The 12,510-nt window shown below is 73.2% G+C and carries 11 protein-coding genes; 7 read left to right on the top strand and 4 right to left on the bottom strand.

Features of this window, described 5'->3' with window-relative positions; translation table 11 throughout:
- Nucleotides 1–13: 13 nt before the first annotated feature.
- On the bottom strand, nt 14–1,006 hold the full coding sequence (locus tag CLV70_RS27920; RefSeq protein ID WP_106129582.1) for a YihY/virulence factor BrkB family protein: 993 nt from the start codon (nt 1,004–1,006) through the stop codon (nt 14–16).
- Nucleotides 1,003–1,974 (bottom strand): diacylglycerol/lipid kinase family protein, encoded by a 972-nt coding sequence (locus tag CLV70_RS27915; RefSeq protein WP_211303908.1) that lies wholly within the window; start codon nt 1,972–1,974, stop codon nt 1,003–1,005. The genes CLV70_RS27920 and CLV70_RS27915 overlap by 4 nt, the downstream gene beginning before the upstream one ends.
- 98 nt (nt 1,975–2,072) lie before the next feature.
- Here CLV70_RS27915 and CLV70_RS27910 point away from each other — a divergent pair, with 98 nt between their 5' ends.
- From CLV70_RS27910 to CLV70_RS27895, 4 genes are read left to right on the top strand one after another with little or no spacing between them, the layout of a single operon-like run.
- Nucleotides 2,073–2,888: a YndJ family protein gene (locus CLV70_RS27910; protein ID WP_106129580.1), complete on the top strand. Its 816-nt coding sequence runs from the start codon at nt 2,073–2,075 to the stop codon at nt 2,886–2,888.
- Between the two features lie 11 nt (nt 2,889–2,899).
- Entirely contained in the window at nt 2,900–3,409 is a 510-nt protein-coding gene (locus CLV70_RS27905; RefSeq protein WP_106129579.1) for a DUF1990 domain-containing protein, read from the top strand.
- Nucleotides 3,406–4,182, top strand: coding sequence for an MBL fold metallo-hydrolase (locus CLV70_RS27900; protein WP_106129578.1), 777 nt, complete (start codon nt 3,406–3,408; stop codon nt 4,180–4,182). Before CLV70_RS27905 ends, CLV70_RS27900 begins: the two co-directional genes overlap by 4 nt.
- Nucleotides 4,182–4,802, top strand: a complete 621-nt coding sequence (locus CLV70_RS27895; RefSeq protein ID WP_106129577.1) for a DedA family protein — start codon at nt 4,182–4,184, stop codon at nt 4,800–4,802. Before CLV70_RS27900 ends, CLV70_RS27895 begins: the two co-directional genes overlap by 1 nt.
- Before the next feature lie 145 nt (nt 4,803–4,947).
- On the opposite strand, the gene CLV70_RS27890 is transcribed toward CLV70_RS27895, so the two are convergent.
- The gene (locus CLV70_RS27890) at nt 4,948–5,877 is read right to left on the bottom strand and encodes a serine hydrolase (protein WP_342750422.1); all 930 of its coding nucleotides are present in this window, start codon (nt 5,875–5,877) and stop codon (nt 4,948–4,950) included.
- A gap of 101 nt (nt 5,878–5,978) precedes the next feature.
- On the opposite strand from CLV70_RS27890, the gene CLV70_RS27885 reads away from it, so the two are divergent.
- The 3 genes from CLV70_RS27885 to bla all read left to right on the top strand — a co-directional run bounded on the left by CLV70_RS27885 (nt 5,979) and on the right by bla (nt 11,324).
- A complete protein-coding gene (locus CLV70_RS27885) occupies nt 5,979–6,968 on the top strand; it encodes a hypothetical protein (protein WP_106129695.1) in 990 nt (329 codons plus the stop codon).
- 356 nt (nt 6,969–7,324) lie between these two features.
- Nucleotides 7,325–10,354 carry a glycosyl hydrolase gene (locus tag CLV70_RS27880; protein ID WP_106129576.1) on the top strand — a complete coding sequence of 1,010 codons (3,030 nt, stop codon included), beginning with the start codon at nt 7,325–7,327 and terminating at the stop codon, nt 10,352–10,354.
- A gap of 91 nt (nt 10,355–10,445) precedes the next feature.
- The gene (bla, locus tag CLV70_RS27875; protein ID WP_106129694.1) at nt 10,446–11,324 is read left to right on the top strand and encodes a class A beta-lactamase; all 879 of its coding nucleotides are present in this window, start codon (nt 10,446–10,448) and stop codon (nt 11,322–11,324) included.
- Between the two features lie 7 nt (nt 11,325–11,331).
- Here the strand turns inward: bla and CLV70_RS27870 are convergent, their stop codons facing one another.
- Complete coding sequence (locus CLV70_RS27870) at nt 11,332–12,492, bottom strand: cytochrome P450 (RefSeq protein WP_106129575.1); 1,161 nt, start codon at nt 12,490–12,492, stop codon at nt 11,332–11,334.
- Between the last annotated feature and the right edge of the window lie 18 nt (nt 12,493–12,510).

Below are 12,510 nucleotides of genomic sequence, written 5' to 3'. Positions count from 1 at the left end.
GGGTGGGCCCGATTTACCCCGCGCGCTGCTCCGGTACACCGGCTTCCTTCTCGCCGGGCTCCCATTCGTCCTTGAGCGCCGGTCGGGTGACGCCCACCCGCTGCGCCTCCAACTGGGCGGCGAACGCCAGGCCGAGGAAGAGCGCGATGCCGGTGAGGTTGGCCCAGAGCAGCAGCGCCATCATCGCGGTGAGCGGCCCGTACGTGGCCCCGAAACCGTCGCTGACCAGCACGTAGCCGGCGAGCAGCAGGCTGGCGACCCACCACAGCACGGTGGACAGCGTGGCACCGAACAGCAGCCAGGTGAGGCCGGGCTGGCGGCGGCGCGGCGAGTGCCGGAACAGCAGCCCGACCGCGAAGACGATCAGCAGCAGGCTCACCGGCCAGCGCACGATGTCGAACGTGAGGTGGGCGCCGTACCCCCAGTCGAAGTGGCGGGCTATCGAGTTGCCGGTGGCGTGGCCGGCGACCAGCAGCAGGAAGCCGAAGAGGGCGGGCAGGCCGGCCACCACGGCGAGCACGGCGGCGCGGGCGTACTTCTCCAGGGCCTTGCGGTCGCGCTCGACGCCGTAGATGCGGTTGGCGCCGCGCTCGATCTGTGCCATCGCCGTGGTCAGCGCGAACAGCCCGGTGAGCAGGCCGAGCCCGAGGGCGAGCTCGCCGGCGTCCTCGGTGCGGTCGTCGTCCTGGAGCAGTTCCCGGACCAGCGGCTCGCTGGCGCCCGGGGTGAGCGCGAACACCGTGTCGGCCACGACCTGGCCGCCCTCCTCGACGCCGAGGTCGGTGGCGAGGCCGGAGAGGGCGATCATGAACGGCACGATCGCCAGGCACAGCTGCAGCGCGAGGGCGCGCGAGTGGCTGAAGCCGTCGCCGTAGCGGAACCGCACGAACGCGTCGCGCAGCAGGTGCCAGCGCCCGTAGTGCCGCAGGGCGAGGAACGCGTCGTCCGCGGAGAGCTCGTCCCCCGGCATCATCTTGGTCTCGGGGACCGGAGACGTGCTGCTCACTTCTTACCCTTCGCGGCGGCGCGCACCTCCTCGGCGGCCTTCTCGGCGGCGCCGCTGTCGTACGCGAGGTCGGGATCGCTGTCCGGCTGGGGCACGCACAGCAGCAGGGCCCGGTGCCGGACCCCGATCGACATGCTCGTACCCGGTGCGATGAGGTCGCCGTCGAGCTGGCGCGGCTGCGGCCGGATGCTGCGGATCTCGACGCGTTCCGCGGTGTACGTCTCCATCCGCGGCACCCGGTCCCGCCGCCGCAGCACGGCCCAGCCCAGCGCGGCCCAGTGGGCGAGGTTGCGCGGGCTCAGGATCGCGACGTCCAGGCGCCCGTCGGCCGGGTCGGCGTCGCTGAGCAGCCGTACGCCGCCCTGCAGGCGCCCCACGTTGCCGACGATGACCGTGCGCGGGCGGCGCCGCAGCGGCGGCTTGCCGTCCAGCGAGATCACCATCGGCATCGGCTTGTCCCGCAGGTGCTTGAGCGCGCCGCCCACGTACGCGATCCAGCCGATGTGTTTCTTCGCCGTCTCGGAGGTGCCCTCGAGCATCTGCGCGTCGAAGCCCATGCCGGCCATCACGGCGAAGCTCTGATCACCGCAGACGCCGACGTCGATGCGGCGCCGGCCACCCTCGAGGGCGACCTCGACGCCGGTGGCCGCGTCGCTGCTCAGGCCCAGGTTGGCGGCGAGCAGGTTGCCGGTGCCGGCCGGGATCACGGCGAGCGCGACGTCCGTGCCGGCGAGCGCGGAGATCACCGCCATGACGGTGCCGTCGCCGCCGCAGACGAACACCAGCTCGGCGCCGTTCTCCATGGCCTGCCGGGCCTGGCCCCGGCCCGCGTCCTCGGGCGTCGTCTCCAGCCACTCGGGCTCGGGCCAGCCGGCCGTGGCCAGGCCCTCGACGATGGTGCGCCGGAGCAGGTCGAGGTCGGGGACCTTGACGGGGTTCACGACAACGGCGGTACGGGGTCCTGTCACGGCGCCAGTGTGCCGGACACATCTCACATCGGCGACCCGGGCACGGACGGGTTACAGTGGGGGCCGCACTTGAACACGTTCAAAGACGGGGGATCGCCATGCGGGTGCTGGTCAACCTGCTCGTCGCGGTGGGCATGCTGGTCGTCGTCCCGGTGGGGCTGCGGCTGCTCGCCGATCCGGCCGTCGGGCTCGCCCGGCGGCTCTGGCCCTACGGCGCGGCGGCCGGGGCGGTCAGCCTGTGGCTGCCGCGCGGGACCGTCGCCACCGCGCTGGCCACCGGGTATGCGATGGCGGCGGCGGTGCTCTGCGCGTACGCGATCAGCAGACCGGTCCGCCCCCGCCGCGAGTGGCCCGCCGAGGCCGCGGTGCTGACCGCCCTGATCGGCCCGGCCGTCGCGGCGAGCGCCCTCGTCGCCGAGCGCAGCGGATACCACCTGTTCGGCTTCGAGCTCGGGGTGCTGACCCTGACCGTGGCGCACTTCCACTTCGCCGGCTTCGCCGCCGCCCTGATCGCCGGCCTGCAGACCCACGTGCGGCCCGGGCCTGCCGCCGACGCCGCCGCGCTGACCGTTCCGGCCGGCACCCTGCTGGTCCTGCTCGGCTACTTCACCGCCGAATGGGTGGAACTGGCCGGCGCGCTCGTGCTGACCGCCGGCATGTGGACCGCCGGGTGGCTGACCTGGCGGCACGCCCGCACCCGCAGCCTCGACCGGCTCACCGCCACTCTGCTCGGCGGCTCGGCCGTGGTCCTCGCCGGCTCGATGGTGCTGGCGGTGAGCTGGGCGCTCGGCGAGGCCACCGGGCTGCCGCACCCCTCGCTCGCCTGGATGGCCGCCACGCACGGGGTGGCGAACGCGCTCGGCTTCGCCCTGTGCGGCATGGTGGGCTGGCGCCGCGCCGGAGCACTCGTCTGAAGGGAAGAACGATGACCGCATTCACGTACGCCGAGGTCGGCGCGACCCGCCACGAACCGCTGCCGGCCGGCTACCGGCACCTTCGCTACCGCACGTACGTGGGCGGCTCCGAGGTGTTCGACCGCGCCGCCGAGGCGATCCTGACGTTCGGCATGCACCGCGCGACCGGCGCGACCATCCGGGCCACCGCCGGCCGGGCCGCGCCGGGCGTCGGGGTCACGGTCGGCCTGGGCCCGCTGCGCGTGCCCTGCGAGGTGGTCTGGAGCGCCGACGACCGGGACCGGGCCGGATTCGGGTACGGGACGCTGCCCGGTCACCAGGCCAGCGGCGAGGAGGCGTTCACCGTCGAGCGCGACGCCCGCGGCCGGGTGTGGTTCTCGGTGACCGCCTTCAGCCGGCCCGCCCGCCCGCTCATGCGGCTCGGCGGCCCGTTCGCGGTGGTCGCGCAGCACGCGTATGCCCGGATCTGCGGCCGAGCCCTCAAGAAGCTCTGTGCGTCGTCCCGTACGGTTGGTCCGTGAGCGACACGACCGTCACCTGGTGGGGGCACAGCACGATGTGGCTGGCCGACTCCGGGGTCACCCTGCTCACCGACCCGCTGCTCACCGACCGGCTGATCCACCTGCGCCGGATGGCCGGGCCCACGCCCGTGCTGCCCAGCGCCCCCGACGCGGTGCTGCTGTCGCACCTGCACGCCGACCACTTCCACCTGCCGTCGCTCAAGGCGGTGCCCGGCGAGCCGCTGCTGGTCGTGCCGCGCGGCGCCGCCGGGTTCGTCGCCAAGGGCCTCGGCCGCGCGTACGGCGACCGCTGCGTGGAACTGGTGCCGGGCGAGGAGACGCGCGTCGGCGGCGTGACGGTCCGGGCCGTGCCCGCGGCGCACGACGGCGGTCGCGGACCCTGGTCCCGCCTGCGCTCGGTGGCGATGGGCTTCGTCGTCGAGGGCGCCACCCGCACCTGGTACGGCGGCGACACCGGCCTGTTCGACGACATGGCGAGCCTCGGACCGCTCGACCTGGCCCTCGTGCCGGTCGGCGGCTGGGGTCCCACCCTGGCCGCGCACGGCCACCTCGACGCCGCCGACGGGGCCGAGGCGCTGCGCCGGGTCAAGGCCGCCTGGGCGGTGCCGGTGCACTACGGCACGTTCTGGCCGGCGGGCCTGGGCCGGGTCCGCAGCCACATGTTCCGCGAACCCGGCCCGGAGTTCGCCCGCCTCGCGGCGAGGACGTCCCCGGACACGCAGGTGCGCGTCCTGACCCACGGCGAGACCCTCACGATCGAGCCCCCCGCGTGATGCCGGAACTGGCCGCCCTGGGCTGGCTCTTCGTCGTGGTCTCCTTCGGCGCGATCGTGCCGATCGTCCCCACCGGCGCGGCGGTCAGCGGCGCGGCGGCCCTCGCCTTCCACGACAACCCGTTCCTCATCGTCCTGGTCATCGCCGCCGGCGCGGCCGGAGCCTACGCCGGCGACCTGGTCATGTACGCCATGTGCCGGGCGGGCGGCGAGCAGCTCGCCCGCCGCCTGCGCTGGCTGCGCGACGAGGAACACCTGGGCGCCGTCAAGGAACGCCTCCAGCGCACCCAGATCCCGGTGCTGCTGGTCTCCCGCCTGCTGCCCGGCGGCCGCGTGCCGGTCCTGCTGGCGGCGGCCTTCCTGGGCCTGAGCTGGCGCACGTTCGTGGTGGCCAACCTCCCGGCCTGCACCCTCTGGTCGGTCGTGTACGCCGGCATCGGCGTGGCGGGCGGCTCGATCTTCCCGGAGCCGTGGCAGGGCGTCGTCGCCGCGATCATCCTGGTCGTGGTGATCGGCCAGGTCGTCAGCCTGGTGAACAAGCGCCGCGCGGAACGCGCGGAACCGGGCGAGGCCTCCCCCTCCACCCCCGGCACCGGCGCCTCACCGGAAACATCGAGCTGATCGCCCAGGGGCCGGGACGAATTCTGACCCGAGGAGCGATGCTCCCCCGGCGCATCGAGGGCACGACCCCGCCGTAGCGGACTCCCCTCCGCCGGACCTGGCGCATCCTCGATGCCGCGCCTCCGGACCGGGCGACCGCCGCGGGTCAGTACTTGAGGTACTTGCGGGTGGCCTTGGCGACCTTCTCGACGAGCTTGATGCCCGCCTCCATCGAGGCGTTGTTGTGGGACAGGACGGCCACCGACACGTCCGCGCCGTCGCCGGTGGCGATGACCCGGCCGATGGTGTTGACCGCCCAGAGGCCGCCGTCCGCCGAGCGGGTGTCCCAGCCGTTCTTCACGGTGGCCTTCTCGGTGTCCAGGGCCACCGCCGGCACGCCCCAGTCCTGGCTCTGGTCGACCGTGCTCATCAGGGTGAAGGCCGTCTTGCGCGAGCCGGCGTCCAGCGGGCCCTTCGTGTCGACCAGCTCGGACAGCAGCTTCACCTGGTCGTTGACCGTCGTCCTGGTGAGGCCCCAGGCGGTGTTGACGGTGGTCTGGGTGAGGCCGAGGCGCTTGTTGCACCGGCCGATCGCGGTGCGGCCGCCGAGACGCTGGAACAGCGACGTGGTCGCGTTGTTGTCGCTGAGCCGGATCATCGGCTTGGCGAGGCTCATCTCGGACGCGCTCGGGTCGCGGCCGGCGTCCTGGCTCTTCAGCAGCATGCAGGCGAGGACCTGCACCTTCACGATGCTGGCCGTGTCGTAACGCTCGGTGCCGCGGTAGGAGTAACGCTCGCCGGTCTTCTTGTCGAGCACGGCGACGGAGAACTCGGGGGCGCTCGCGGCGATCTGCTTCAGCGCGGTGTCCAGTTTCTTGGCGCGGGCTGCCCGTTCGGCCCGGGCCAGCTCCTCGGGGCTGGGCCCGGTGGGCGACGGCGCGGCGGTCGCCTTGGGCTTGCCGCCACCGAAGGACAGGGCGAGGCCACCGCCGCTGCCACCGTCATCGTCGCCGCTCATGCCCAGGCCGATGAGGGTGCCGCCGCCGACGATGACGACTGCCGCGGACGCGAGGATCCAGAGCCGGGTTCTTCGCACCCATGCATAGTGCCGTGCTCGGCGCGAGATCCCAAACCGGTGAACTCTCGGCATGATCGCGTGCACGGTTCGTTACCCCCGATGTGGGCACAATGGTGGGCATGGCCCTGCTCCCCTCGCCCGCCGCCGTCGTCGAACTGTCCCGGTACGCCATCGGCCAGGTGGTCGAGACAGCCGCGACCGTGGCGACCGTCCCCTTCCGCCTGCTGGGCCTGCTCGGCCAGACGGAGCTGCTCGTCAGCCGGGTCTCCGTGCTCGCCGAACGCGCCGAGGGGCTGATCGACCGGGTGGAACGCGCGGTCGCCGAGGCCGAGTCGCTGATCGCCCGCGTGGGCGGCACCGCGAGCGAGGCGGACACGCTCGTCACACGGGTCGGCGCCACGGCCGGCGAGGCCGAGACCCTGGTCGCACGGGTGGGTGTCACCGCCGGGGAGGCCGAGACCCTCGTCGCGCGCGTCGGCGCCACCGCCGGGGAAGCCGGGAACCTGGTCGCGCGGGTCGGCGCCACGGCCGGCGAAGCCGAGACCCTGGTCGCACGGGTGGGTGTCACCGCCGGGGAGGCCGAGACCCTGGTCGCGCGGGTGGGTGTCACCGCCGGGGAGGCGGGGGCGTTGGTGGCCGGGGCCGGCGGGACCGTCGGGGACGCGGCCGAGGTCGTGCAGGAGACCCGGAAGATCCTCGCCGCGGTCGTGCTGGCGGTGGACGAGGTCGCCCGGGTCACGGGCGTGGCGACCGACGTGCTGACGCAGGCGAAGGACACCTCGGCGGACGCCAGGGAGCTGCTGGACGGCTACGCGCCGACGCTGCGCCGGGCGGCCCCGCTGGCGGCGCGGTTCGTCGAGGAGCTGACCCCCGAGGAGGTCACCGCGGCGATCAAGATGATCGACGAACTGCCGCGGCTGCGCGAGCACCTGACCAACGACGTCATGCCGCTGCTGGGCAAGCTCGACCAGGTCGGGCCGGACCTGCACGCGCTGCTCGAGGTCACCAACGATCTGCACCTGGCGATCGCCGGCCTGCCGGGGCTGCGGATGCTGCGCCGCCGCGGCGAGGAGCGCGTGGCCGAGGAGAACCTGCCCAACGCCCGCTGAGCGAGCGGGCACACGCCCGCAAGGGCGAGTAGGTCACGCCCGGGGGCGGGTAGGCCACGCCCAGGGGCGGGTAGGCCACGCCCGGGGGCGAGTGGGTGGACGGACACGGCACGCCGGGGCGAGCGGGTGGACAGCGGCCGCCCGCGGGGCTGGGGACGTCGCGGGCCGGGCGGGCACGTCGCGCAAATCGCGGCAAATCCGCCATGACCAGGTGCTATTCACACCTGTGAACATTGACGAAACAGATTGTGACGGCTAGCCTCACCGCACCGTGAGAGCGCTCTCACACCCCTCGCCGCGGTGTCCACCGCCGCGGCTCCGGGCGACCCCCGATTTCCCCCCGGAGGCACCTGACCATGCGTCCCCCGCTCCCCCGCCGCCGGCGCCGCCTCGCCGGTCTGTTCACCGCCGCCGCCGTCGCGCTCGGCGCCGGCGTTCTCGCCGTCACCGTCCCCGGTTCCGCCGGCGCCGCCACCGTGGGCGCCGGCAGCTACACCGAGACCCTTCCCGCCGGCGCCAAGCTCCCCTCCGGCTGCGGCTCCATCTCCACCAACCCGCGGCAGTACCTGACGTCCAACGCGCCCGCGGGCCCGGTGCCCACCAACGACTGGTGGTCGTCGCTGCTGTTCAAGAAGGGCGACGACTGCAACTTCTCGCAGCCGCTGTTCGCCGGGCCGGCCGCGTACCGGCCGGTGGCGGGCGGGCTGGGGCTCTCCTACCAGACCGACGCCGCGATCAGTGGGAGCGGCACCGGGCTGGGTGAGTACCACTACCCGTACGCGCAGCACGTGGTCGTCGGTGTCGCCGGCCTGAACGCGTCGCAGGCGCTGGTCGACGGGTGGAGCGACTGGACCGTCACCCCCTCGTGGAACGACGGCGCGCGCACCCTCAAGGCCACGATCGGGCACGGCCTGCCGATGTCCTACTACCAGGTGACCGGCGGCGACGCGCTGCTGACCGTCACCGGGCCGCCGACCGCGTGGCAGAACAGCGGCAACCGCATCGGGTTCTCGATCGGCGGCCACGACTACGTCGCGTACGGGCCCGCGGGTTCGACGTGGACGCTCAGCGGCACCACGATCCGGTCGAACCTGGCCGGCAAGGGCTACTTCTCGGTCGCCGTCCTGCCGACGCTGTCGAGTGCCGCCACGGCCGACAAGGTCGCGCTCGCCGACACCTTCGGCCAGTACGCGCAGAACCACGTCACCGGCACCCGCGTCGCGTACGCGTACCACCAGGCGGCGGGCACGGTGAACACGACGTACTCGTTCACCACGACGGCGCGGGAGGGCAGCGGCTCCGGCACGGTCATCGCGCTCTTCCCGCATCAGTGGCGCTACCTGACCGGCGCGACCCCGCTGTCGCGCACGTACGTCTCACCCCGCGGAGCGATGAAGATCGTCACGGGTACGTCGTTCAGCACGTCGATGAAGTACACGGGCGTGCTCCCGGAGATCCCGGCGGTCGCCGACTCCAGCGGCGCCGACCTGTCGCAGATCACCACGTTCCTCAACAACGAGTTGAACAACCCGGCCGACTTCCGCGGCGACGACACGTACTGGACGGGCAAGGGCCTGGGCCGCGCCGCCCGGATCGCGGAGATCGCCGACCAGCTCAACCTCACCGCCGTACGCGACTCCGCGCTCACCGTGATCCGCACGCGGATGACCGACTGGTTCACCGCCTCCGCCGGCAAGACGTCCCGGCTGTTCTACTACGACCGCAACTGGGGCACGCTGATCGGCTACCCGGCGTCGTACGCCTCGGACGAGGACCTCAACGACCACCACTTCCACTACGGCTACTTCGTCGCGGCGGCGGCCACCCTGGCCAAGTTCGACCCGGCCTGGGCGTCGAACAGCCGGTACGGCGGCATGGTCGACCTGCTGATCCGCGACGCGAACAACTACGACCGCACCGACACGCGCTTCCCGTACCTGCGGGACTTCGACATCTACGCGGGACACGACTGGGCGTCCGGCCACGGCGCGTTCGGGGCCGGCAACAACCAGGAGTCCTCGTCGGAGGGTCAGAACTTCGCCAACGCGCTGATCCAGTGGGGCCAGGCGACCGGCAACAACGCGGTCCGCGACGCCGGGATCTGGCTGCACACCACGCAGGCCGCGGCGATCAACGAGTACTGGTTCGACGTCCGCAACGAGAACTTCCCGGCGAGCTGGGGCCACAACTACACGGCGATCGTGTGGGGCTCGGGCGGCGCGTACGCGACCTGGTTCTCCGGTGAGCACGCCATGGTCGTGGGCATCAACATGCTGCCGATGACCGGCGGCCAGCTCTACCTCGGCGACTACCCGGCGGCGGTCCGGAGCACGTACGCCGAACTCGTCCGCAACAACGGCGGTGAGCCGACCACCTGGCGCGACATGCTGTGGCAGTACCTGGCCCTCGGCGACCCGGACGCGGCGCTCGCCAAGTTCCGGGCGAACAGCTCGTACACGTCGGAGGAGGGCGAGAGCAAGGCGCACACGTTCCACTGGATCCGCAACCTCGCCGCCCTCGGCCAGGTCGACACCGGGGTGACGGCCGACCACCCGCTCGCCAAGGTGTTCAGCAGGAACGGCGCGAAGACGTACGTGGCGTCGAACATCACCAACGCGGCGCTGACCGTGACGTTCTCCGACGGGAAGACGCTGAGCGTTCCGGCCGGCCGTACGGTGGCGAACGGCGCCGTGAACTGGACCGGCGGCAACGCGACCGGCGGCGGGGTCGGCCCGACGCCCACGGACCCCTGCACCGGCGGGTCCCTGATCTCGCAAGGGAAGGCCGCGACCTCCTCGTCGGTCGAGGCGGGCTACCCGGCGAACCTGGCCGTCGACGGCGACACCGGCACCCGCTGGTCCAGCGCCTTCGCCGACCCGCAGTGGCTGCAGGTGGACCTCGGTGCGGCGCAGGCGCTCGGCCGGGTGGAACTGAACTGGGAGGCCGCGTACGGGAAGACGTACCAGATCCAGACCAGCACCAACGGCACCACCTGGACCACCGCGGCGACGGTGACCGACGGCGCCGCGGGCGTGCGGAGCGTGCCGGTCTCCGGCACCGCGCGCTACGTCCGGATGAACGGCACGGAGCGCGGCACGCCCTACGGCTACTCGCTGTGGGAGTTCAGGGTGTACGCGAGCGGCTGCGGGTCCACCACCCCGCCGGCCACGACGCCACCGGCCACCACCCCGCCGACGACGACCCCGCCCACCACGACGCCGCCCACCACCACCCCGCCCAGCGGCACCGCCTGGGCGGCGAACACGGCGTACGCGACCGGCACGATCGTCACCTACGGCGGCGTGCGCTACCGCTGCCTGCAGGCGCACACCTCGCTGGTGGGCTGGGAGCCGCCGAACGTACCGGCACTGTGGACCGCCGCCTGATCACCTGAGCGACCCACGACGGCGGCCCTCCCGCGCGGGAGGGCCGCCGTTCTCACGCGCATTTGACGCGCGGACCGGCAGGGTGGCGGTCATGCGTGATCTTCTGACCCGGCGAACCCTGCTCACCGGCGGCGCGACGACGGCCGCCCTGCTCCTGCTCCCGAGCGCCGCGCACGCGAACTCCGGCCTGTCCGAGCTGGAGCGGGAGTACGACGCGCGCATCGGCGGGTTCGCCCTCGACACCGGCAACGGGCGTACGGTCCAGCACCGCGCCACCGAGCTGTTCCCGCTGCTGTCCACGTTCAAGGTGCTGGCCTCGGCCGCCGTGCTGCGCCGCGCCCGCACCTGCGACCCCGGCCTGCTCGACCGGGTGATCCACTACGACGCCGCCGACCTGGTCACGTACTCCCCGATCACCAGCCAACACGTCGAGGACGGCATGACCGTCGCGGCGCTGTGCGAGGCGGCGCTGACCTACAGCGACAACACGGCGGGGAACCTGCTGCTGCGCCTGCTCGGCGGCCCGCCCGCGGTGACCCGCTACGCCCGCGGCCTCGGCGACCCCGTCACCCGCCTCGACCGGTGGGAGACGGCCCTCAACGACTGGTCGCCCACCGAGCTGCGCGACACCACGAGCGCGAAGGCGATGGGCCGTAACCTCCAGGCGGTGACGCTGGGCCAGGCGCTGCACCCGGAGGACCGGGCCCGGCTGACCGGCTGGCTGCGGATGAACACCACCGGCGACGCCCGCATCCGCGCCGGGCTGCCCGCCGGGTGGGTGGTGGGCGACAAGACCGGATCCTCCGACGCGTACGGGGCCGCGAACGACATCGCCGTGGTGCAGCCGCCGTCCGGGGCGGCGATCGTCCTCGCCATCTACACCAACCGGAACGCCCCGGACGCCACCTACGACAACACCCTTGTCGCGCGTACGGCCACCGCGCTGGTCCGGGCCCTCGGGCGGCTCTGAGCCCGGCTCAGCCGACGGCCAGGCGCAGGTTCGTCAGCTCGTACGAGGCGATCTCGGGCCGGATGCCCACCGTCGGCGGCGTCACCATCCGCAGCCCCGGCATCGCGAACAGCCGGCGCAGGAAGACGTCGGTCTCCTGGATGGCGATGTACGCCCCCGGGCACCGGTGCGGCCCGTCGCCGAAGGACAGGGCCGCGTCGTGCACGCCGTCGGCGAGCGGCCGGGCCGGGCAGACCCGCCCGGCGTCCGGGCCGACGGCGCCGGGGTCGAGGTTCGCCGAGGCCACGCCGATGTCGACGCGGGCGCCGGCCGGCACGACCGCTCCCGGCACGCTGAGGTCCGCGGTGGCCCAGCGGGCGAGGTTGGCGACCACCGGCTCCAGCCGCAGGATCTCGTGCAGGATCGCCACCCGGTGCTTCTCCTCGCCTCCGAGATAGGCGGCCCGCAGCTCGTCATCGGTGAACAGGTGCCAGGCGGCGACCGTGATGAACTCCCGGGTCGTGACCATGCCGGCCGCCGCGAACGTCACGCACTCGCCGAGGATCTCGTCGTTGCGGCAGCCCTCGTCGAGCAGGTGGGAGATCAGGTCGTCGCGCCGCTCCCGCCGCCGGGCCCGGACGGCGGGGCGCACGTCGAGCCAGTAGAAGAAGCCGATGTTGGCGTTGCCCCGCGCCTCCCTGGCCAGCGCGACGAGGCGGTTGCCGGCGGCCTTCTCGGCGAAGAACAGTTCCAGCCGCTTCGCCATCCCCGGCCGGCGGCCGGTGAGGCCGATGACCTCGGCGGCGACCGCCACCGCCAGGGCGAAGGACAACCGCGACAGGTCCGCCTCGCCCCGGCGCCGCAGCTTCTCGCACTGCTCGTCGGCGAGACGTTCCATCAGCGCCCGGTACGCCGTGTCGACGCGCTTCGGCGTGAAGAAGCGGGCCGTCTGCCGCCGGTGCTCGCGATGCTCGGGCCCGTCCCGGAAGAGCACGGGCAGGCGCATCCGGCCCTGGAGCTTGACCGCGTTCTCGACGCCGAAGCCGGCCTGGCGGGTCTGCGTGCTGCGCAGCATCGCCCGGGCGGTGGCGAAGTCGCGGACGTGCCAGACCCCGTCGTCGTCCACGTACACCGGGCAGCCGGGCGCGGACTCGCCCCGCGGGATCTTGCGCTGGGATTCGACGGTCATCTTTCCATTCTCACCGAT

Source organism: Pseudosporangium ferrugineum, assembly GCF_003002065.1.
GTDB classification, from domain to species: Bacteria; Actinomycetota; Actinomycetes; order Mycobacteriales; family Micromonosporaceae; genus Actinoplanes; species Actinoplanes ferrugineus_A.
This window is presented reverse-complemented; position numbering and strand designations above follow the sequence as displayed.